The sequence below is a fragment of the Streptomyces sp. NPDC014764 genome (assembly GCF_043082785.1).
Taxonomy (GTDB): Bacteria; Actinomycetota; Actinomycetes; order Streptomycetales; family Streptomycetaceae; genus Streptomyces; species Streptomyces althioticus.
Map to the genome: position 1 here is coordinate 62,335 of NZ_JBIBXY010000009.1, position 20,196 is coordinate 82,530.

Annotated in this window: 18 protein-coding genes and 1 pseudogene; 9 read left to right on the plus strand and 10 right to left on the minus strand. The window is 71.9% G+C overall.

From position 1 onward, the window contains the following. Window positions 1-68: 68 nt before the first annotated feature. Both ACF1AG_RS22250 and ACF1AG_RS22255 read right to left on the minus strand, forming a co-directional pair. Window positions 69-1,586, minus strand: coding sequence for a DUF4246 domain-containing protein (locus tag ACF1AG_RS22250; RefSeq protein WP_391810274.1), 1,518 nt, complete (start codon window positions 1,584-1,586; stop codon window positions 69-71). Between the two features lie 118 nt (window positions 1,587-1,704). Then, on the minus strand, window positions 1,705-2,613 hold the full coding sequence (locus ACF1AG_RS22255; RefSeq protein ID WP_359749832.1) for a LysR substrate-binding domain-containing protein: 909 nt from the start codon (window positions 2,611-2,613) through the stop codon (window positions 1,705-1,707). Window positions 2,614-2,753: 140 nt separating this feature from the next. Here ACF1AG_RS22255 and ACF1AG_RS22260 point away from each other — a divergent pair, with 140 nt between their 5' ends. The 3 genes from ACF1AG_RS22260 (at window position 2,754) to ACF1AG_RS22270 (ending at window position 5,856) form a co-directional block, all read left to right on the plus strand. Next, a complete protein-coding gene (locus ACF1AG_RS22260) occupies window positions 2,754-3,764 on the plus strand; it encodes an aldo/keto reductase (RefSeq protein WP_391810275.1) in 1,011 nt (336 codons plus the stop codon). A gap of 35 nt (window positions 3,765-3,799) precedes the next feature. Continuing rightward, a complete protein-coding gene (locus tag ACF1AG_RS22265) occupies window positions 3,800-4,219 on the plus strand; it encodes an SRPBCC family protein (RefSeq protein ID WP_387797910.1) in 420 nt (139 codons plus the stop codon). A gap of 770 nt (window positions 4,220-4,989) precedes the next feature. Further along, window positions 4,990-5,856, plus strand: coding sequence for a universal stress protein (locus tag ACF1AG_RS22270; RefSeq protein ID WP_391810276.1), 867 nt, complete (start codon window positions 4,990-4,992; stop codon window positions 5,854-5,856). 78 nt (window positions 5,857-5,934) lie between these two features. Here the strand turns inward: ACF1AG_RS22270 and ACF1AG_RS22275 are convergent, their stop codons facing one another. Further along, the gene (locus tag ACF1AG_RS22275; RefSeq protein ID WP_391810324.1) at window positions 5,935-6,225 is read right to left on the minus strand and encodes a hypothetical protein; all 291 of its coding nucleotides are present in this window, start codon (window positions 6,223-6,225) and stop codon (window positions 5,935-5,937) included. 25 nt (window positions 6,226-6,250) lie between these two features. Between ACF1AG_RS22275 and ACF1AG_RS22280 the strand changes: the two genes are divergently transcribed. Beyond that, the gene (locus tag ACF1AG_RS22280; protein WP_391810325.1) at window positions 6,251-6,820 is read left to right on the plus strand and encodes a hypothetical protein; all 570 of its coding nucleotides are present in this window, start codon (window positions 6,251-6,253) and stop codon (window positions 6,818-6,820) included. On the opposite strand, the pseudogene ACF1AG_RS22285 reads toward ACF1AG_RS22280, so the two are convergent. Together ACF1AG_RS22285 and ACF1AG_RS22290 are read right to left on the minus strand one after the other, a co-directional pair. Further along, window positions 6,800-7,192: pseudogene (locus ACF1AG_RS22285) on the minus strand (hypothetical protein); the annotation flags it as partial. The gene ACF1AG_RS22280 and the pseudogene ACF1AG_RS22285 overlap by 21 nt on opposite strands. A 476-nt stretch (window positions 7,193-7,668) precedes the next feature. After that, window positions 7,669-8,538, minus strand: coding sequence for an alpha/beta fold hydrolase (locus ACF1AG_RS22290; protein ID WP_391810277.1), 870 nt, complete (start codon window positions 8,536-8,538; stop codon window positions 7,669-7,671). A gap of 606 nt (window positions 8,539-9,144) precedes the next feature. Here ACF1AG_RS22290 and ACF1AG_RS22295 point away from each other — a divergent pair. The 5 genes from ACF1AG_RS22295 to ACF1AG_RS22315 all read left to right on the plus strand — a co-directional run bounded on the left by ACF1AG_RS22295 (window position 9,145) and on the right by ACF1AG_RS22315 (window position 13,926). Continuing rightward, complete coding sequence (locus tag ACF1AG_RS22295; RefSeq protein WP_359749818.1) at window positions 9,145-9,900, plus strand: (5-formylfuran-3-yl)methyl phosphate synthase; 756 nt, start codon at window positions 9,145-9,147, stop codon at window positions 9,898-9,900. An 8-nt stretch (window positions 9,901-9,908) separates the two neighbouring features. Further along, the gene (locus ACF1AG_RS22300) at window positions 9,909-11,318 is read left to right on the plus strand and encodes an aldehyde dehydrogenase family protein (RefSeq protein WP_391810278.1); all 1,410 of its coding nucleotides are present in this window, start codon (window positions 9,909-9,911) and stop codon (window positions 11,316-11,318) included. Window positions 11,319-11,321: 3 nt separating this feature from the next. Beyond that, complete coding sequence (locus ACF1AG_RS22305) at window positions 11,322-12,428, plus strand: NAD(P)-dependent alcohol dehydrogenase (RefSeq protein ID WP_391810279.1); 1,107 nt, start codon at window positions 11,322-11,324, stop codon at window positions 12,426-12,428. A gap of 71 nt (window positions 12,429-12,499) precedes the next feature. Beyond that, window positions 12,500-13,405: a class I SAM-dependent methyltransferase gene (locus ACF1AG_RS22310; RefSeq protein ID WP_391810280.1), complete on the plus strand. Its 906-nt coding sequence runs from the start codon at window positions 12,500-12,502 to the stop codon at window positions 13,403-13,405. 140 nt (window positions 13,406-13,545) lie between these two features. Continuing rightward, window positions 13,546-13,926: a hypothetical protein gene (locus ACF1AG_RS22315; RefSeq protein WP_391810281.1), complete on the plus strand. Its 381-nt coding sequence runs from the start codon at window positions 13,546-13,548 to the stop codon at window positions 13,924-13,926. A 227-nt stretch (window positions 13,927-14,153) separates the two neighbouring features. Here the strand turns inward: ACF1AG_RS22315 and ACF1AG_RS22320 are convergent, their stop codons facing one another. The 5 genes from ACF1AG_RS22320 to ACF1AG_RS22340 form a co-directional block, all read right to left on the minus strand. Then, complete coding sequence (locus tag ACF1AG_RS22320; protein ID WP_387797926.1) at window positions 14,154-14,687, minus strand: EF-hand domain-containing protein; 534 nt, start codon at window positions 14,685-14,687, stop codon at window positions 14,154-14,156. Between the two features lie 189 nt (window positions 14,688-14,876). Next, window positions 14,877-16,292: a phosphomannomutase/phosphoglucomutase gene (locus ACF1AG_RS22325; protein WP_387797928.1), complete on the minus strand. Its 1,416-nt coding sequence runs from the start codon at window positions 16,290-16,292 to the stop codon at window positions 14,877-14,879. Continuing rightward, on the minus strand, window positions 16,276-17,898 hold the full coding sequence (locus tag ACF1AG_RS22330; protein WP_387797930.1) for a glycoside hydrolase family 13 protein: 1,623 nt from the start codon (window positions 17,896-17,898) through the stop codon (window positions 16,276-16,278). Before ACF1AG_RS22330 ends, ACF1AG_RS22325 begins: the two co-directional genes overlap by 17 nt. Further along, window positions 17,895-19,118, minus strand: coding sequence for a Gfo/Idh/MocA family protein (locus tag ACF1AG_RS22335; RefSeq protein WP_387797932.1), 1,224 nt, complete (start codon window positions 19,116-19,118; stop codon window positions 17,895-17,897). Before ACF1AG_RS22335 ends, ACF1AG_RS22330 begins: the two co-directional genes overlap by 4 nt. After that, entirely contained in the window at window positions 19,115-20,191 is a 1,077-nt protein-coding gene (locus tag ACF1AG_RS22340; protein WP_387797934.1) for a glycosidase, read from the minus strand. The genes ACF1AG_RS22335 and ACF1AG_RS22340 overlap by 4 nt, the downstream gene beginning before the upstream one ends. Between the last annotated feature and the right edge of the window lie 5 nt (window positions 20,192-20,196).

The window sequence follows — 20,196 nt, forward strand, 5'->3', positions numbered from 1 at the left end:
GGGACTGGCGGACGGCCGGTGCCCGCCAGGGCGGCTTGCGCCTGCCTGCCGGGCACCGCGGCAGCGGCTCAGTGCTCGCAGAGCGAGAACTCCCGCTCGTACATCTGCTCGTTGTGCTCGTCGACGAAGAACTTCCGTTCCTTCATCAGCTCCTCGCGGTAGGCCTTGGCCTGCTCCGGCGTCATGGTCGACGTCCCGGCCCACGGCTGCTGCGGCGGCACGTCGGACGTGGAGACGATCGTGTGGGACGGGTCGACGAGGAAGAACGCGACGATCTTGCGATGCCCCGGCCGGGCGGGGTCCCGGAGGCGGAACGGGCTGACCCGGTGCTGCAGGACGTTCGGGAAGGCGAGACAGCGCCCCTCCGGGGTGGCCGCCGACCCGAGCGTCTGGTTGAGGGCGCCCTCGTTCTCCAGGCCGTACATCTCCCGCATGCCGTTGTCGTCGTTCTGCGCGTACTCGGGATCGTCGAGTGCGGTCCGGAAACCGAGCCGGCTCTCCGTGATGTTCTCGCTGTGCCAGTAGTAGAGCCCGGTCGAGACGATCCGCTCGTTGAGCATGCCCTCGACGTGCCAGGACCCGCCCGCGTACTCGGGCTTGTCCGGGGTGAGATGGATGGTGGCGAGCTTGACGATCACCTGCAGCCTGCGCCCGCGCAGGCTCACCCGGTCGGTACCCTCAGGCACCTGGGGCGGGGCGAACACCGGAGCGTCGGGAAGGACGGGCCGACGGTTGTCGTACCACTTCTCCTCCGCCTCCTCCCACGCCTCGTAGGCCTTGCCGTACGCTTCCTCGTTCTCGAAGTCGTCCTCCTCCGGCTCCGGGACGTCGTACTCGTCGGACTCGTACCAGCTGTAGGGATCGACGGATATACGCGGCGGACGCGGGTGACGCAGATCGGTGAGAACGTTCTCCCACAGCGGCAGCATGCGGGCGAACAGTTCCGGCAGCACGGCGGCGAGGTCACGGTGCTCCTCGGGGTGCACGTTGTTCACGTACGACCGGAAGCTCGCCCGGCCGTCGGCGTCCACGTCGACATCCGTGGGCAGCCACTGGAACTTCTCCGAGAACTCGTGTCGCGAATAGTGGTTCGTCGGGTTCTCCCAGGCACGCTCGGGCGCTCCGCTCACACCCCGCACGAGACAGAACAACGAAGGATGCACGAGGTCGAGGACCTGGCCGTCGGACCCGGGATGCCAGTCCCGCTCCTCCTCGGGAACCTCCTCCAACACCCGCACCGCGTCCCGCAGCCTCGCCCGAAGGCAGTCGTCGACGAGCGTGTCGGACTGCCACACCCCGTCCACGGCCGACACCTCGGCCCCGGTCCGCTCGTCCCGCAGCGCCGCGTAGTGCGCGAGCTCGTCGAGCACGTACCGCACCTGTGCCTCGGTCAGCCCTTGCGAGGCCGCCTCCCCGGCCCACCGCGCGACGATGCCGGCATCACGCATCTTCTCGAACCACCGTGGTTTCGCCCGCAGTTGCGCGCTGCACTGCATCATCTCGATCTCCCGCAGTGTCCGAGGCGTGGCGAACATGGAGAACTGGCTTGCCACGAACGGCAACGGAAAAGCGGTCAGCCCAGTCAAGTCTCTTGACCCTCCCAGTCGGTACGAGCGCCGGGAACACTACGGCAGGGGACTGACAGCGGCCGGCGGGGCCACGTCCGCGTTGAGGCCCCCGGTGCGAACTTCCCTTCGGTTCCGCTCAGTCGTCGGGATCCTGGGCCGCGGTGGCCAGAACTGTCGTACGGAACGACGTGACGATCGGCCGCAGGTCGATGCGGTGCCAGGTGGCCCACAGCCGGACGGACCGCTGGAACCAGGAGAGTTCGCGCACGGTGATTCCGGCCGTGCGTCCGGGCAGCATGCTCTGCTGGACGAGCGCCACACCGAGCCCGGACGCCACCAGGCCCACTGCGGTGAGCGGTTCGGGCGCCTCGTAGCGGATGTCCGGGGTGAACCCCGCGCCGGCGCAGGCCGCGACGAAGTCGTCGCGCCAGACGTGCTCGCGCCCGTCCTCCACGGCGATCCACGGCTGGCCGTCGAGGTCCTCGGGCCTCACCTCGTCCGCGGTCGCCAGCGGATGGGAACGGGGGACGGCCAGGAGCAGCGGGTCCTCCAGGAGGAGCGTGCTGCGCAGATCCGGATCGTCCTCGGGCGGGGCCTCCGGAACCAGGGCGATGTCGAGGCTGCGCTGGCGCAGGCCCTCGAACTGCTCGTGCGCGGTCAAGTCGTAGAGGGCGACGTGGATGCCGGGGCGTTCCTCGTTGAGGGTGCGCAGCGCCTTGGGCAGCAGGCCGGTGTGCATGGCGTCGCTGACGTAGCCGACGCACAGGCCGCCTTCCTCGCCGCGGCCGAGGCGGCGGCCGAGGTTCTCCAGGCGGGCGGCGTGCCGCAGCAGAGCCGTCGCCTCGGTGAGGAAGACGCGGCCGTCGGAGGTGAGCCGGATGCGCTGCTGGCTGCGCTCGAACAGCGTCAGGCCCAGGTTCTTCTCCAGTTGCGCGATCTGCCGGCTCAGCGGTGACTGTGAGATGTGCAGCCGCTCGGCGGCCCGGCCGACGTGCTCCTCCTCTGCCACGGCCACGAAATAGCGAAGTTGTCGCAGGTCAAGCATGTAAGACCTCAGGAGACTCAAGTGTGTCAAAGCAAGTCCTGGACAGTCTTGCATGGCGATCATAATCTCGGAAGGGTCAAGAGGCGCGGAGCGGGAGAAACTCCCGCAATCCGCACACAACGCAACGCAAGGAATGCTTCATGGGTATCAGGACCCTCCTCCCCGGCCGTCTCGGTTTCGGCACCGCACCCCTCGGCAACATGTTTCGCGCGATCCCCGACGACGAGGCCCGAGCCACCGTCGAAGCGGCCTGGGACCACGGCATCCGTTACTTCGACACCGCTCCGTTCTACGGCTCCGGGCTGGCCGAGGAGCGCCTGGGCGAGGTGCTGTCCACCAAGCCCCGCGACTCCTACGTCCTGTCCACCAAGGTCGGTCGCGTCATCCTCGACGAGCACGAGACCGCCGCCCCCGACTTCGGCGAGAAGGGCGGCCTCTTCGAGCACGGAAACCCGAACAAGCTGCTTCACGAGTGGACCGCTGACGCCACCGAGCGCTCCATCGAGCAGAGTCTTCAGCGCCTCGGCACCGACCGTCTGGACATCGTCTGGGTCCACGACATCGCCCAGGACTTCCACGGCGACCAGTGGATCCAGAAGTTCGAGGAGGCCCGCACCGGCGCCTTCCGCGTCCTGTCGCGGCTGCGCGACGAGGGCGTCATCAAGGCCTGGGGCCTCGGCGTCAACAAGACCGAGCCCGTCGAACTGACCCTCGCACTCGACGAGCCCCGGCCGGACGGCTTCCTCCTCGCGGGCCGCTACACCCTCCTCGACCACGAGCACGCCCTCACGCGCCTGCTCCCGATGGCACAGGAGCAGGGCGTCGACATGGTCGCCGGCGGCCCGTACAGCTCCGGCGTCCTCGCCGGCGGTACCCACTTCGAGTACCAGGAGGCCCCCGCCGAGATCATCGAGCGCGTCGGCCGGATCAAGGCACTCACCGAGAAGCACGGCATCGGCATCAAGTCCGCCGCCCTGCAGTTCTCCCTGGCCCACCCGGCTTCCGCCGCCGTCATCCCCGGCGCCACCCGCCCCAGCCGCATCGCCGAGGACACTGCCGCCCTCGCCGAGGAGATCCCGGCCGCCTTCTGGACCGACCTGCGCGCCGAAGGCCTGGTCAGCCCTGCTGCACCGCTCCCGGACAACGCCTGAACCCCTTCGACTTGAACGTGAAAGTGAGGCCCGACATGGCTTCCACGACCGCTTCCCTCGACATTCCGCAGAGCCCCGACCAGGTCTGGCAGCTCGTCGGCGGCTTCGGCTCGCTGCCCGACTGGCTTCCGTACATCCCCAAGAGCGAGCTCGGTGAGGGCGGCCGCGTGCGTCACCTGACCAACGCGGACGGTGGTGTCATAGTCGAGCGCCTCCACGCGTTCGACCATGACGCGCGCAGCTACTCGTATGCCATCGAACAGGCCCCGTTCCCGGTGACCGGCTACCTCTCCACCCTGACGGTTCACGCCGTCCCCGGCCGTCCGGACGTCTCCCGCGTCGAGTGGTCAGGCTCGTTCACTCCGGTCGGTGTGAGCGACGCCGAGGCCGAGGAGCTGTTCCACGGCATCTATACCGACGGTCTGGCCGCGCTCCTGAAGACCGTTCAGGCCTGACCGGCCCCGGCGGAACGACGAACTGTGGCCGCTGATCGAACCGCTGCTGCCCGAGCCGCCGCCGAAACAGGCGGAAGGGCGGCCGCGGGTGCGGTGCCTGACCGGCCGGCCCCGTGCGGGATCCGTTCGTCCGGCATACCGGCATCCGGCGGGAGCACCCTGTCCCAGGAGCTCGGCGTCGGCCTCCCGGTCATGAGGCCCTTCGGCGCCTGGAAGCGACCGCCGGCGGCCGGTCGGACGGCCGTGATGGCGGCCGGCGGACGGCCTGATGGCGTGCGGTCCTGGAACCGCACCGACCACGTCGGAGTCCGGGCGCCGATCCGAGGGGGGACTCCCCGCGCCCGTCGTGCGGTGGGGGAGGGCATGCCGGAATTGCAGCGACGTGCCGACAAGGAGACGCTGGGAACTCACAGCGTGGACTGGAGCGGCCATGGCAAGAGCAACCTGAACGCGGCCGGGGCGAACGGCCCAGGCCGCAGGGCCGGCCGGGCGAGCTCTGGCGCCTGCGGGCGCAGCGGCCTTGCCGGGCGGCTCCCGGTCCCGTGGGACAGGCCACGACGGCACGCGCGCGCACTGTCCTGTCGTCCAGGCTCGCAGGACGACACGAACTGCCGGACAAGATGTGACCGCCCGGGCGCGGCCCACCGGTTGCAGCACATCAGGCGGCCCCACACCCCGGCCGTGACGGCGTGCAGTCAGCGACGTCGACACCGGTGAAGCGGGCGCAGCCGACCCCGTCACCCACTGCCGACCTTGTGCAAGGAGATGCGGTGCGCCAACCTATCGTCGCCGGAGTCGACGGCACGTCGGACAGCCTGCTCGCGGCCGGCTGGGCCGCCGCGGAGGCGCGACGGTGCAAGGCTCCGCTCGTGCTGCTGCACGGTTACACCCCGCTGGCCGGGACCTCCCGGTTCCCCGCCGGTGACGCCGACCTCGAACACCGCGCGGCCCGGAAGCTGCTCGACGACGCCCTGGCGTGGGTGCGTGAACACTACGACGACGTTCCGGTGAGCGTCGACCTCGCGGCACAGCCGGAGGCGAAGCTGCTCACCGAACGCGGCCGTGACGCGCGGATGATCGTGCTCGGCTCCCGCCGGCCGGGGCCGGTGACCGGTTTCCTTCTCAGATCGGTCGGGCTTCGCGTTGTGAGCCGGGCCGTCTGCCCCGTCGTCATGATCCGCGGTGGCACCGTCCACCGCCGCCCGCAGGACAGCGAAATCGTGGTGGGTGTTCCCCGGCAGGAGGAAGAGGCCGAAGCGGTTCTGGACTTCGCCTTCCAAGCCGCCGCCACCCGCAGCTCCCCCCTGCGGGCCGTGCGCGCCTGGAGCCTGCCCACCGCGTTCACCTACGAGCCCGAACTGCTGCGCCGCTCGGACGAGCACGGTGGCCTGGAGGAAGCCCACCGTCAGGACCTGGCCGCACTTGTGGCCCCGTGGCGCCGACGCCATCCCGGAACCACGGTGATCGAGCACGCCGAACCGGGGCCGGCCTCGGAAATCCTGGTGGCCCGCGCCGCCTCCGCCCAGCTCCTGGTGGTCGGCCGTCGCAGCAGGCCCGTCAGCCGCTACGTCGGGCACGTCGCCCATGCGACGCTCCACTTCGCCGACGCCCCCGTCGCCCTCGTGCCCACCCCGTGAACCCGCCCCGTGAACCCGCCCCACCTGAGCCGGCCGCGCCGGTCCGCACGGGAGAGGACTCTGCCGTCGGAGGGGAACTCAGCGCACCCCCACCAGCACGACGACCAGGGCGGGCAGCGCGATGAAGAAGGTGCCGAGGTAGACGGCGAGGACCCAACGGTGTTCGGAGGCGATACGGGCGAGGGTCTCGGCGCAGAACAGCGGCACGGGACGTAGCAGCGGTATCACGTAGATCACGACGATCGCGAAGAAGTTGTAGACGAGGTGGACGAACGCGGCCTGCAGGCCGATCTTCGCATCCTGCCCGACGCCGGCGAACGCCGCGAAGACCACCGTGAACGTGGTGCCCAGGTTGGAACCGACCACCACGGGATACACCTGCGCCGGTCTCAGGATGCCCGAGCCGGCGAAAGGGACCAGTACGGACGTGGTGATTGGTCGAGGACTGGGTGACGACAGTTGCGCCCATGCCGGAGGCCATGGCGAGGTAGGCGTTACGGCCGACGGCCTTGATCAGGATGTCGCGGGCCCTGCCGACCATCAGCAGCTTGAGCAGCTTTCCCAGGTAGCGCACGGCCACCAGGATCAGCAGGGCACCGATCACGATGGTGAACAACGGACCGAGGGTGCTGCTGACGTGCGCGGTGGCCTCGATCACCGCGTGTTCCACCGGCCCGGCGGCCGCCCGGATGAAATTGAAGTGGGCCGGGTTCGGCAGCCGGTCCGTGCCGTACAGCGCATCGGTCAGCGCCCCGCTGATGTGCGTCAACGGATGCCAGATCAGTTCGATCGGGAAGAAGATGAGCAGCGCGAGCCAGTTGTAGAAGTCGTGGACGGTCGAGGCACCCAGCGCCCTGCGGAACTCCGTGCGGTCGCCGATGAAGGTCAGGGCGACCAGGCTCGTCGTCACGGTGGTGCCGACGTTAGCCCCCAGAATGATGGGGATCGCCCCCTGGATGGGTAACGCGCCCGACCCTACGGCGGTGACAGCGATGGCCGTCGTCGTGGTCGACGACTGGATCAGGACCGTACCGAGCACGCCGACGCTCAGCCCGACCCACGGATGCGCGGCGAAGGCGAACATGGTGTGCGCCGCCTCGCTGCCCAGCCCCGCGAAGCCGCGGCTGATGATGCTCACGGCACAGATCAGCAGGTAGATCAGCCCGGCGACCCCGCACCAGCCAAGGGCTTTGGTCCATGCGGGGAGCTCGATGGCTCCGGCGCCGTTCTCGGCCGCAGGAGCCACGGACGCCGAGCCGCCGGACGAGGCCCGCCCCGAGACGTCACCCTTTCCGCGGCTGTCGTCCGGCTCGTGGTCGGATGCGGCTCCCGCCATGAGCCGAGGCTACGAACTCCCGGGGAGGGGCGCGCGAGACCAAGCGCCGTACGAGTGCACCGGCCGGAGGGCACCGCCCAGCCAGTCCCGTTCCGGTCACGCTCCGTAGCGAACTCCTCGAGGTCAGGAAATCTGCTTGCCTCTGCCTGCGGCAACGCCCGTGCCGGCACACCCTCCTCGACGCTGCACAGCCCTCCGCGCTGTGCGTCCGCGGCCAGTGGCTGCTGGAGCGCCGGCGTCCTGCACGACGAGGTCGGCCTCGAAGCCCGCACCTGTACCTACCACGGCGCACGGCGCCCTGGGCGCCTCGTACACCGAGTCCTGCCCGCACGGTCTGCAACTGCCGCGGGCAGCGGGAGCCCGGGCGGGGTGACAGCCGGTGCCGGGAGGCGCATCACCGAGCTGCCCCCGCCCTCGGACCTCCCGCGCCGCGATCAAGTCGTCGACACGCGCCTCGGAGGCCGGGGCCCCACGGCCTAGGAGGCTCCGTCGAGCACCTCCCGCAGACGATGCGCGAACTCGTCGGGCTTCCCCGGGTAGCCGAACTCCCCGTCGCAGAACCCACCGTGATGGCTCGGGAAGACGGCCGCCTTCTGCCCGAGCAGTTCGGCCATCGCGGCGGAAGTGCGTGCCGTCAGCAGGTCGGCGGACTCCTCACCCACCGCGATCACCACGCGGGTCGGCGCGGCGGTGATCGCGTCGGTGTCCGGCCGGTAGCCGCTGACCGCCCATGACCGGTCCGACAGCAGCGGATCGTCACGGGAGCCGTCGTCCCCGGTGGGCATGCCGAACGCCGCGGGATCGGCCTCGGGCTGCGCGAAGTACGCGTCCGTGAACTCACCCTGCCACGAGGTCATGGCCACGAACGCGGCCATCCCGGCCCCCCATCCCCGCTTCTCGTACGCGTCCCGGACCGCCGCCCGCGCCCGCACGGCCGCGGGGCCGTCCGGGGTGAGGGCGATGAGCGGCGGCTCGTGCGCGACCAGCGTGGTCACGTCCGAGGGATACCTCTCCACCAGCGCGAGCGCGGTGACCGCCCCGCCGCTGCTGGCGAACACCTCGACCGGCCCGGCTCCGAGTGCCTCGATGACGGCGTGCACGTCCTCGGCCTGTGTCTGCGGTGTGTGGTCGACCCGCCCGTCCTTGCGGACACTGCGGCCGAGGCCGCGCGGGTCGTAGGTGACCACGGTCCGCTCGGGGAAGCGTGCCGCGAGCGCGGCGAAGCCGGAGGCGTCCATGGGCTGCCCGACCATCAGCAACGGCGGCCGTCCGTCACCGGCCGGCAGCGGCCCCCGCACGTCGTAGACGAGATCGGCGCCGGCTGTCTCAAGTGTGTGAGTCTTCATGCCGGTGCAGACCGGTCCCGCCGCGAGAACTCATCGGTGCGGCAGGTGCCGATCGACGCCAGCCGGCAGCGCGGCGCCGGTTCACCCGCGCCCTCGCCCAGCCGTCCGCCGCTGCCGCAGCGCGCGGATCGCCTTCGGCAACGCGCTGGCCAGGACGACGGCCGCCGGCGGCAGGTGTCGTCGCGTCAGGGGACGCGGGCGGCCTCGTAGGCCGCGGCGCCGTCGCGGATCTCGACGTGACCCGAGGGGCCTTGGCGCCCACGGCCCCGACCCCTCAGCCCTTCCCTCCTCCGTCGACGGTCGTGGCGGCGTCGACCTCCCGTCCCGCACCGCCGGCACGCGCCCCCTCGGTGGGGCACCACGGACGGTCCGGCCGCGTGCGTGCAGGCTCGGCGAGGCGCGGGCGCGCGCCGAAACGGACCGCGGCGCGGACCCGTTCGCTCCGGTGTGCACGGCGCGCTGCGCCCGCCCCTGATCACTCAACGAGCACTCCGTGCGCCCTTCCGGCTGCGCAGGGTGACGTCAATGATGAGTGCGCCAGACAAGGACCAGGCGATCCGCGGCCACCGTCCACGGACGGGCCGGACCCGCGGCGAAGGAGGCCAGGTGTTGCTTCTCATCTCCCCGGACGGTGTCGAGGAAGCGCTCGACTGCGCCAAGGCGGCGGAGCACCTCGACATCGTCGACGTCAAGAAGCCCGACGAGGGCTCTCTCGGCGCGAACTTCCCCTGGGTCATCAGGGAGATCCGCGAAGCGGTCCCGGAGGACAAGCCGGTGTCCGCGACCGTGGGAGATGTCCCGTACAAGCCCGGCACGGTGGCCCAGGCCGCACTCGGCGCGGTCGTCTCCGGAGCCACCTACATCAAGGTCGGCCTCTACGGCTGCACGACCCCTGACCAGGGCATCGAGGTCATGCGCGCCGTCGTACGGGCGGTGAAGGAGCACAACCCGGACGCGCTCGTCGTCGCCTCGGGCTATGCCGACGCCCACCGCATCGGCTGCGTCAACCCCCTCGCGGTGCCCGACATCGCGGCCCGCTCCGGCGCCGACGCGGCCATGCTGGACACCGCCGTGAAGGACGGGACGCGGCTGTTCGACCACGTTCCGCCGGACGTGTGCGCCGAGTTCGTCCGGCTGGCCCACGCGTCCGGCAGGCTAGCCGCCCTCGCCGGCAGTGTCCGCCAGGACGACCTCTCGGAACTGACCCGCATCGGCACGGACATCGTGGGCGTACGAGGAGCCGTCTGCGAGGGCGGTGACCGCAACGCCGGCAGGATCCAGCCGCACCTGGTGGCCGCCTTCCGGGCGGAGATGGACCGGCACCACCGGGAGCACACCGTCAGCGTTCCCGCCGCGCGCTGACCGCCGTCATGCCGACCCCCGAGACCGTGCCCGAGCGAACCCCCGGACCCGGGGCCGGCCGTTTCGCGGTCGTCGACCCGGCCACCGGGGAAGCGTTCGACGAGGCTCCCGACATGCGGCCGGACGACCTGGACGCCGTGATCGGCAGGGCCCACCGGGCCTGGAGCGGCTGGCGGGCCGACCCCGCCGCCCGCAGCACCGCGCTGCGCGCGGCGGCCGACGCGGTGGAGGCGGCCGGCGACGACCTCGGCCGCCTGCTCACCAGGGAACAGGGCAAGCCCCTGTCCGAGTCGTCCGCGGAGGTCGCCCGCACGGCGGCCCGCCTCCGGTACTTCGCCGACCTCACGCCCAGGACCCGGACCATCGACGACGGCCGGCCGGTCCACAGCGAGATCCGGTGGCGGTCGCTCGGGCCCGTCGCCGCGATCGTGCCGTGGAACTTCCCTCTCCAACTGGCGGCGGCGAAGTTCGCGCCCGCTCTGGCGGCCGGCAACACCGTGGTCGTCAAACCCTCCCCGTACACCCCGTTGGCCACCAGGCTGCTCGGTTCCCTCCTTGCCGCCGTCCTGCCCGACGACGTCCTGACCGTTGTCACCGGCCGCGAACCCCTCGGCGCACGTCTCGCCTCCCATCCAGGCATCCGCCATGTCACCTTCACCGGTTCGGTGCCCACCGGGCGGGAGGTCGCCCGGACGGCGGCGGCCTCCCTCGCCCGCGTCACGCTGGAACTGGGCGGCAACGACGCCGCCCTTCTCCTGGACGACGCCGACGTGGACGGGATCGCCGACCGGCTGTTCTGGGCGGCGTTCCGCAACTGCGGACAGGTCTGCATGGCGGTCAAACGCCTCTACGTCCCCGCCCGGCTGCACGCCGACGTCGTCGAGGCCCTCGCCCAGCGGGCGAAGACCGTCGCCGTCGGCCCCGGCCTCGACCCGGCGACCCAGCTGGGTCCGGTCAACAACGCGGCCCAGCTGGCCCGCGTCGAACAGCTCACCCGGCAGGTGCTGACCGACGGCGCCCGGGCCGCGGCCGGCGGACACCGGCAGGACGGCCCGGGCTACTTCTTCGCTCCCACCGTCCTCGCCGACGTGCCGCCCGACAGCCCGGTGGTGACCGGGGAACAGTTCGGACCGGTCCTGCCGGTGCTGCCGTACCGGAGCCTCGACGAAGCCGTCGACGCGGCCAACAGCACCGGCTTCGGGCTGGGCGGCTCCGTGTGGGGCACCGACCTCGACCGGGCGGAGGCGGTGGCCGAGCGGCTCGAATGCGGCACCGCCTGGGTCAACCACCACGCCGAACTGTCCCTGGCCCAGCCCTTCGCGGGCGTCAAGGACAGCGGCGTCGGCGTCGCGGGCGGGCCGTGGGGGCTGTACGGCAATCTCCAGCCGTTCGTCGTCCACCGCCCGCGGGAGGCGTGACGCATGAGGTTCCAGGCAGCCGTACTACGGTCCTACGACGCCCCGTTCACGCTGGAGGAGGTGGAGCTGCGCGCGGAGCCCGCCGCCGGCGAACTCCTGGTCGAGATCGCGGGCACCGGGATGTGCCGGACCGATCTCGCCGTCCGGCGGTCCGCCGGACGGAGCCCGGTGCCCGCCGTCCTCGGCCACGAGGGCGCCGGGACCGTGGTCCGCACGGGCGACGGCCCGGACACGGGCATCGGCGTCGGTGACCACGTGGTGCTGAGCTTCGACTCCTGCGGCCGCTGCCCGACCTGCCGCGGCGCGGCCCCCGCCTACTGCGACTCCTTCGCGTCCCTCAACCTCTTCGGGGGACGCGGAGAGAAGCCGGCGCGGCTCACCGACACCTCCGGCAACGCACTGGCGCCCCGCTGGTTCGGGCAGTCCTCGTTCGCCGAGTACGCCCTCGTCCCGGCCCGCAACGCCGTACGGGTCGACCCCGCACTGCCACTCGAACTGCTCGGCCCTCTCGGCTGCGGCGCCCTCACCGGTGCCGGAGCCGTGCTGAACACCTTCGAGGCGGGACCCGGCGACACCCTCGTCGTCCTCGGCGCGGGAGCCGTGGGCCTGACCGCGGTGATGGCGGCCACCGCCGCCGGCGCACTGACCGTGGCCGTCGACCGGCACCCCGAACGGCTCGCGGCGGCCGAGCGGTTCGGCGCGATCGCACTGCCCGCCGCCTCACCCGACCTGCCCGAGCGGATCCGCCGACTGACCGACGGCGGCGCCCGCTACGCGCTGGACACCACGGCCTCACCCCCGCTGATCAACCAGGCGCTCCACGCACTGCGTCCCACCGGCAGCCTCGGCCTGGTGGCACGCCTCCACACCCCCCTCACCCTCGAACCGGGCACCCTCGACCGCGGCCGCAGCGTGCGCCAAATCTGTGAAGGCGACGCCGTACCCGCACTGTTGATCCCTCGGCTGATCGCTCTGTGGCGGGCCGGGCGCTTCCCCTTCGACGAACTGATCCGCACCTACCCCTTGTCCGGCATCAACGAGGCCGAACGCGACTGCGACGCGGGCCGGGTGGTCAAACCCGTCCTGCTCCCGGACAAGGCGAGCGGATGACCGCGGCTCGCGGCACTAACTCACCCGGCCCTCGACATCTCCACCCCCCACCCCCCGCCGACGGAGGCAGCATGGCAGGCACGGCACCCCAGCACACGGACGTGGAAGGCGTGGACGCAGGAGTGGGCCTGACCGCACTCCTGGTCGCCGCTTCACGGGCCGTCGAGACCCATCGGCACGACAGTCTGGCCCAGGACGCCTTCGCCGAACACTTCGTGCGTGCGGCCCCCGCCTGCACGCACTGGCCGGTGCGCATCGAGGAGGTTCCGGACGGGGACGACAACCCGCTGTGGGGGAGGTTCGCCCGCTACTTCGGCCTGCGGACGAGGGTGCTGGACGACTTCGTCCTCGGGTCGGCCGGTGCGGGCGCACGCCAAGTGGTGCTGCTCGGCGCAGGGTTGGACACCCGCGGCTTCCGCCTGGACCTGCCGTCCGACTGCGTCGTGTTCGAGATCGACAGGGCGGGCGTGCTGGCGTTCAAGGAACGAGTGCTGACGGGCCTGTCGGCAACTGCGAAGGCGAAGCGCGTCCCCGTGCCGGTCGATCTGCGGGAGGACTGGGCCGGCGCGCTCACCACGGCCGGGTTCGACCCCGCCGCACCGAGCGTCTGGCTGGCCGAGGGACTCCTCTTCTACCTGCCCGGTCCGGCCGAGACGTACCTCGTCGACACGGTGGACCGGCTGGCAGCCGCAGGCAGTGCCCTGGCCTTCGAGGCCAAGCTCGAGAAGGATCTCCTGGCGTACCGCGACAGCCCGACGTACACGGCGACGCGCGACCTCATCGGCATCGACCTGCTCCACCTCTTCGACAAGGGACCACGCCCCGACTCCGCGGGCGCTCTGACGGCGAAGGGCTGGGCCACCTCGACACACACGCCCTTCGAGTTCACCCGCCGGCACGGACGCGGTCCCCTTCCCGAGCCCAACGACGCGCTGGAGGGCAACCGTTGGGTGTTCGCGCACAAACTCGCGCCATGACGCTCGGTTTCCGGCCGTTGTGGAGGGCGACCGCGGCAACACGCCGGGAATCGGCTTGAACGTCGGTCCCGTGCGGGTGACGCTGACCGCACCAGGGGCCCGGACAGAGGCTCCCGGGACTCGACAGGGGGAACCAGAAGATGCGCAGGACGAGTGCACGCCCGCTGACCATGACCGTGATCACGGCCGCGATGGGCGTGATGGCCGCCGCCGGTACGGCGGCTCCGGCCTCCGCGGCGGAAGCGGCGCAGACCGACCGGACCAACGTGAGTGCCGCATTCGAGACGGTCACCACCTGGGTCCAGGGCAATGTGCGGATCGGGCCGTCGACGGGGTACCGCATCGCCTACACCGTCGCGGCGAACCAGAACCTCACCGCTGTCTGCTGGCTCGAGGGCGGCATGGTCTCCGCCAACGGGTACAGCCACAACAAGTGGGTGTACCTCTCGGACGACAGGTACATCTGGGGCGGGCTGCTCAAGGGCAACGAGGTGGGCAACGTCAGCTCGCGCTGCTGGTGACCCGCCGGCCGCTCCCGCACCCGCCACGGGAGCGGCCGTCCGCCGCACGGGGCCGCTGCCGGCAGCACCGGCTTCGGCCCCCCGGACCATCGGGGGGGCGGGGGAGTGCTTCACCGAGCCGGGGCGGACACCCGTACCGCCGGCCGGGCCACGCGTTCGGCCGGCGGTACGGGTGCGGTCACGGGCGTGCGGCCGTGGCCGGCGCGGACGCCCGTGACCAGGCCCGGTCAGACGGCCCGGGCCGACACCAACCGGTCACCCGGGATACCCGCCATGTCCGGCGCGTAGTACTCCTTGATGCCGACGGCCCACGTGGACACGGCGACGCGGTCGTCGGCATCCGGGCCGAAGGCGTCGAAGAGGGCGTGGATGTTGGCCTCCTCGAAGCCGATCGCCCTCATCAGCGACACGAACAGGGGGCGCTCGATCAGACCGTCCCCGTCGGGATCGCCGAGTGCGGAGAGAGCTTCGGCGAACTCGGCGATCGTGGGTCCGAAGCGCTCGGGGTCGAGTACGAAGGGACGGAACTCGTCCACGGAGATGACGCCGTCGCCGTTGGCGTCCAGTTCCGTGGACAGTGTCGTCCAGTAGCGGCGGAACGCGGCTCGGATGGCGTCCTTGGCGCCGTCGTCCGAAGCGGTCGCCGCTGCCAGGACGCGGCCTGTCATCAGGTCGAAGTCGTCGGAGTCGAGGACTCCGTTGCCGTTGGCGTCGAAGAGGGAGAAGACCAGCTCGACCCGCTTGGCTGCCTCATCTCGCATGTGCGTCACCTGTCTTCCGCGACCCGACGATTCCGGGCCTGATCCGTGATCCATGGAACCGTCAGGGACGAGCCGCAGACTCTCGATCTTCACTATTGGTGCGGGCGGAACCGCTGAATGATCATGTGTGACACGTCGGGGGCCGCCCCTGTGACGACCAGGGTGTTCCGACCGATCCCGTTGATCAGCTCATCCGACCTGGGACACTCCCCGAGCCGGTACGCCGACGAGTTCGAGGACTTCGTCACGCAACGCGCGCATGGTCGCCGTGTCGCGGGCCTCGGTGTTGAGGCGCAGGAGCGGTTCGGTGTTGGAGGGGCGCAGATTGAACCACCAGTCGGGTCCGCTGACGGTGAGGCCGTCCAGTTCGTCGACCGTGACGCCGGGCCGGTTGCGCCAGACGGTGCGGACGGCGGCGAGGCGCGCGGACGGGTCGTCGACGGAGGAGTTGATCTCCCCTGAGGCCGCGTACCGGTCGAAGCGGCGGGTGAGGGCCGACAACGGCGCCTGCTGTGAGCCCAGTTCGGCCAGGACGTGCAGGGCGGCGAGCATGCCGGTGTCGGCGTTCCAGAAGTCGGCGAAGTAGTAGTGCGCGGAGTGTTCTCCACCGAACACGGCACCGGTGCGGGCCATTTCCGCCTTGATGAAGGAGTGGCCGACGCGGGTGCGCACCGGGGTGCCCCCGGCCTCGCGGATCGCCTCGGGGACGGCGCGCGAGGTGATCAGGTTGTGCAGGATCGTGGCGCCTGGCCTGCGGTCCAGCTCACGCAGGGCGACGAGAGCGGTGATCGCGGAGGGCGCGACGGGTTCGCCCCGCTCGTCGACGACGAAGCAGCGGTCCGCGTCTCCGTCGAAGGCGAGACCGAGATCGGCGCCCTCGGCCCGGACGCGCTCCTGGAGGTCCACGATGTTCGCCGGGTCGAGGGGGTTGGCCTCGTGGTTCGGGAAGGCGCCGTCCAGCTCGAAGTACAGGGGGACGACGTCCAGGGGCAGACCGGCCAGCACCGTGGGCGCGGTGTGGCCGGCCATGCCGTTGCCCGCGTCGACGACGATCTTGAGCGGCCTGATGCCGGTCAGGTCGACGAGGGTGCGCAGGTGGGCCGCGTACTCCGGCAGGGTGTCCCGGTGGGTCAGGGTGCCGGTGTGCACCGCCGGCGGGTGCGGGTCGCCGGCGTCCGTCCACCGCTCGACGAGCGTGCGGATGTCCGTGAGTCCGCTGTCCTGGCCGATGGGCACGGCCCCGGCACGGCACATCTTGATGCCGTTGTAGCGGGCGGGGTTGTGCGACGCGGTGAACATGGCGCCGGGCAGTCCGAGCGCGCCGGAGGCGTAGTACAGCTGGTCGGTCGAGCACAGACCGGTGGCGACGACGTCCGCGCCCTGGGCCATGGCCCCGCGCGCGAAGGCCCGTGCCAGGTCCGGCGAGGAGGCCCGCATGTCGTGACCGGTGACGAGTGTGCGTGCACCGGTGACCTGGACGAACGCGGCCCCGAACAGTTCGGCCGTGACGTCGTCCCACTGGTCGGGTACGACGCCGCGCACATCGTAGGCCTTGACGAGGGCGGACAGGTCGGTGCGCGGGGCGCGCTCATCGGGGACGGTCATGGGGGTCTCTTTCGTCGTGCTGCGGAGAAGGCGTGTCCAGGAGCCACAGGGCGGTGTCGGGCGGCAGCGCGCCACCGTCGCCGGGCCCGCTGGAGAGAACGGGGCGGCCCGGTATGCCGAGGGCGGCCCAGCGCAGGGGCCGGCCGGAGAGGTTGACGACGCAGGCCAGTTCGCCGCGCCGGAAGGCGAGGAAGGGGTCACCGGGAGCCGAGTACCAGTGGGGTGGGGCCGCCGGGTCCGGGGCGGGGTGGGCGCGCCGCAGCCGGAGGGCGGCGCGGTACAGGGCGAGAGCCGAGTGGGGGTCCTGCTCCTGGGCGGCGACGGTGTGGCGGGCCCAGCCGTCGGGCTGGGGCAGCCAGGTCACGTCAGGGCCGGCGCTGGTGAATCCGTACGGGGCGCGGTCGCCGGACCAGGGCAGGGGGACCCGGGAGCCGTCACGTCCCCGCTCGATGTGCCCTGAACGCTCCCACAGCGGGTCGCGGATACGGTCCTCGGGGATGCCGGCCTGCGGCAGGCCGAGTTCCTCGCCCTGGTAGAGATACGCGGAGCCGGGCAGGGCGAGCATGAGCAGGGCGGCAGCCCGTGCCCGCGCGGGGGAGCCGAGGCGGGTGACCGGGCGGACCGCGTCGTGGCTGGAGAGGAGCCAGGTGACCGATCCTCCGCCGGGTGCGGACAGGGAGGCGTCGATGACCTGGCGTAGTTCGGCCGGGTCCCAGGCGGCCTCCAGGAAGGCGAAGTTGAACGCCTGGTGCATCTCGTCGGGGCGGGTGTACCGGGAGAGTCGGGCGGGGTCGAACACGGCGGACTCGGCGACCATCACCCGCTGTCCCGGCGGCGCGGCGCCGGGCGGTGCGGGATGGGTGTCCAGCAGGGTGCGCCACTCCCGGTACAGCGGGTGCAGTTCTTCCTGGTCGTAGTACGGCATGAGGTGGTTGCGCAGCCGGTCGGTGTGCTGGCCGGGGCCGGCGTCGGGCAGGCCCTCGGCCTTGAACAGGGCGTGTGCGACGTCGACGCGGAAGCCGTCCACGCCCCGGTCCAGCCAGTGCCGGAGTATGTCGGCGAAGGCCGAGCGGACGTCTGCGTCCCGCCAGTTGAGGTCGGGTTGCTCGGGGGCATGGAGATGGCAGTACCACTCGCCGTCGGCCACCCGCGTCCAGGCGGGGCCGCCGAACGCCGACTGCCAGTCGTTGGGCGGCAGTTCCCCGTGGGGGCCGCGCCCGGGCCTGAACAGGTAGCGTGCGCGCTCCGGTGAACCGGGTCCGGCCGTCAGCGCCCTGCGGAACCAGGGGTGCCGGTCGGAGGTGTGGTTGGGCACGAGGTCGACGATCAGTTTCAGACCGAGGGCGTGGGCGCGGGCGGTGAGCCGGTCGAAGTCCGCGCCGGTGCCGAGGTCCGCCGCGACGCCGGTGTGGTCGCTGATGTCGTAGCCGCCGTCGGCCAGCGGTGACGGGTAGAAGGGAGTGATCCACACGGCGTCGGCGCCGAGGCCGGCGATGTGTCCGAGCCGCGCCGTGGCGCCCGCCAGGTCACCGATCCCGTCGCCGTCGGAGTCCGCGAAGGTGCGAGGGTACAGCTCGTAGCACACGGCGTCCTGCCACCAGCTCACGCCGGCCCCCGCAGGTAGGCGTCGGGGCCGGGTACGTGCTGGGCGAGACCGGTGTCGGCGGCCCGGGTGGCGGTCTCGGCGACGGCGACGGCGGCGAGGCCGGCCAGTGCGTCGGCGACCGGTGTGCCGCCGTCACGGACCACACGGAGCAGGTCGGCGGCGGCGGACCGGACACTCTCCCGGTAGACGTACGGCTTGCGAGCCTCGCCACCGAGATCGAGCACGGCCCGCACACGGTGCGGGACGGTCCGCCACTGCCCGCGGCCACGCGCCGGGGCGGTGCTTCCCGCGTCGCGTTCAACGGTGACGCGGACGCGCTCGCCGCCGTGCGGACGGAAGCCTTCCACGTGCAGCAGCGTGCCGGCCCGCCCGGGCAGTTCCCCCCAGGCCCGGGCGCCCTCCTCGTCGGTCCAGGCCGAGATCTCGGCGCGGACCGGGATCCAGCCCTCGATCCGGGTCTCGGCGAAGCCGTGGTCCAGGCGCATGAGCTGGCGTTCGCAGCGGTGGGCGTGGGTGAAGGAGTGCAGGTGGGAGGCGAGCGCACCGTCCGGGTGAACCACGTCGGCGCTGACCGTGTCGACGATCTCCGTGCCGGGCCTGCGGACGGCTGTCGCACGCACGCTGACCGGATCGGAGCCCAGCAGGGCGCGGGCGGCGTCGAAGAAGTGCACGCCGTGCTCGACGAAGATGCCGCCGCTGTGTGCGCGGTCCCAGAACCAGTGGTCCGGTCCGAGGTCCTCGTCGGAGGCGTCGTTCTCGAACAGGAAGCGGCGTGGCCGGGCCAGCAGACCTTCAGCGGTGAGGCGTTCCACCGCTCGCAGCAGCGGGTTGTAGCGCAGCACGTGGTCCACGACGAGCGTCCGGCCCGCCCGGCCGGCCTCCAGCGCCACGCCTGCGGCCTCGGCGGCCGTGGCGGCCAGCGGCTTCTCGCACAGCACGTGGCGGCCGGCGCGCAGAGCGGCCGTGGCCATGGCGGCGTGCGCGGCAGGCGGGGTGGCGACGGCCACCACGTCCACCTCCTCGCGCGCCAGCAGTTCGTCCAGGCCGGCGAGGGCGGGGACGGCATACCGTTTCGCCAGTGCCCCCGCCCGCCGCGGGTCGGGGTCGGCGACGGCGACCGGCCGCAGTCCCGGCAGGCCGGCCACGGCGTCCAGGAGGAACGCCCCGAAGCCGCCGCAGCCGGCCAGGCCGAGGCCGAGCGGGGCCGTCGCCGAGGTCATGCCGTGCGCTCCAGCAGGGCGACGCCGATGTGGGCGTCGGCCATGCCGTAGAACACGTACGTCCGGCCGTCGATCTCCTCGATGGCCGTCGGGAAGACCACGTTGGGCACCGTGCCGGACCGCTCCTCGTCGGTCTCGGGTGCCATCAGCGGTTCTTCGGACCGGGCGAGGACCTTCGCCGGGTCGGCAGGGTCGAGGATCATGGCGCCGGCCGCGTAGGACACCTTCTGGTTCTGCTGGAAGGGGTCCTCGATGTGCCCGGAGACGCCGTGATGGAGGAGCAGCCAGCCCTCCGGTACGCGGATCGGGGCGGGGCCGGCGCCGATCTTCAGCTCCTCCCACGGGTGTTCGGACAGGGCGACGAGCCGGTGGTCGCGCGGACGGGCCAGGGCACGGATGTCGGCCTGGGCCTCGGCGACGGGGACGTAGGAGATCCAGATGCCCGGCCGTTCGTCGCTCAGACCGGCGGGCAGGTGGACGCCTTCGCCGGGCCGGAACCAGCCCAGATCCCACATCGGGCGGTGCAGCATCGCGTAGGCGGGCTCGCCGTCGGGTCCTGGCACAGGCTCGGGGAAGTGGACGACGTCCTTGTTCGGGAAGAGGTTCAGGTCGGTGTCGAGGTCGGGCTGGTAGGCGAAGTGGAGGGGGCCGAGGCGGGTCCAGTCGGTGAGGTTCTCGGAGACGGCGAGCGCCGGCTTGGGGCCGAGCGGGCCGTAGGCGACGTAGGACATCACGTGCTTGCCGAGGGAGGGGATCCAAGTGACGCGCGGGTCCTCCACGCCCGCGTTGTTCCTGCCCCGCTCCCAGCCCGCGTCGGGGGCGAGGACGACTCCGCGGCGCTCGACGCCGCTCGGGACGCCGTCGGTGAAGGCGACCTCGGCGAGTCCGACGCGGGAGACGTTGCCCTCGGCGACGAGCCGCGGCAGCAGGTGCAGACGGCCGTCGGGAGTGCGTCCGGAGGCGGGGTTCAGGACGCCTTCGGCCTCGTCGGCCGCGCCGGGGAGCGGCGACATGACCACGCCCTTGCGGATGAGGCGGTAGGGGATGCGCGCGGTGGCGCGGGTCGTGCTCATGCGGG

What these genes read in the sequence shown, in the direction of transcription:
- ACF1AG_RS22290 (WP_391810277.1), bottom strand. Translation starts at nt 8,538, where the DNA reads ATGAAGACTCACACACTTGAGACAGCCGGCGCCGATCTCGTCTACGAC.
- ACF1AG_RS22335 (WP_387797932.1), bottom strand. Translation starts at nt 19,118, where the DNA reads ATGACCTCGGCGACGGCCCCGCTCGGCCTCGGCCTGGCCGGCTGCGGC.
- ACF1AG_RS22255 (WP_359749832.1), bottom strand. Translation starts at nt 2,613, where the DNA reads ATGCTTGACCTGCGACAACTTCGCTATTTCGTGGCCGTGGCAGAGGAG.
- ACF1AG_RS22310 (WP_391810280.1), top strand. Translation starts at nt 12,500, where the DNA reads ATGGCAGGCACGGCACCCCAGCACACGGACGTGGAAGGCGTGGACGCA.
- ACF1AG_RS22280 (WP_391810325.1), top strand. Translation starts at nt 6,251, where the DNA reads ATGCCCGAGCCGGCGAAAGGGACCAGTACGGACGTGGTGATTGGTCGA.
- ACF1AG_RS22315 (WP_391810281.1), top strand. Translation starts at nt 13,546, where the DNA reads ATGCGCAGGACGAGTGCACGCCCGCTGACCATGACCGTGATCACGGCC.
- ACF1AG_RS22340 (WP_387797934.1), bottom strand. Translation starts at nt 20,191, where the DNA reads ATGAGCACGACCCGCGCCACCGCGCGCATCCCCTACCGCCTCATCCGC.
- ACF1AG_RS22305 (WP_391810279.1), top strand. Translation starts at nt 11,322, where the DNA reads ATGAGGTTCCAGGCAGCCGTACTACGGTCCTACGACGCCCCGTTCACG.
- ACF1AG_RS22265 (WP_387797910.1), top strand. Translation starts at nt 3,800, where the DNA reads ATGGCTTCCACGACCGCTTCCCTCGACATTCCGCAGAGCCCCGACCAG.
- ACF1AG_RS22260 (WP_391810275.1), top strand. Translation starts at nt 2,754, where the DNA reads ATGGGTATCAGGACCCTCCTCCCCGGCCGTCTCGGTTTCGGCACCGCA.
- ACF1AG_RS22325 (WP_387797928.1), bottom strand. Translation starts at nt 16,292, where the DNA reads ATGACCGTCCCCGATGAGCGCGCCCCGCGCACCGACCTGTCCGCCCTC.
- ACF1AG_RS22300 (WP_391810278.1), top strand. Translation starts at nt 9,909, where the DNA reads ATGCCGACCCCCGAGACCGTGCCCGAGCGAACCCCCGGACCCGGGGCC.
- ACF1AG_RS22320 (WP_387797926.1), bottom strand. Translation starts at nt 14,687, where the DNA reads ATGCGAGATGAGGCAGCCAAGCGGGTCGAGCTGGTCTTCTCCCTCTTC.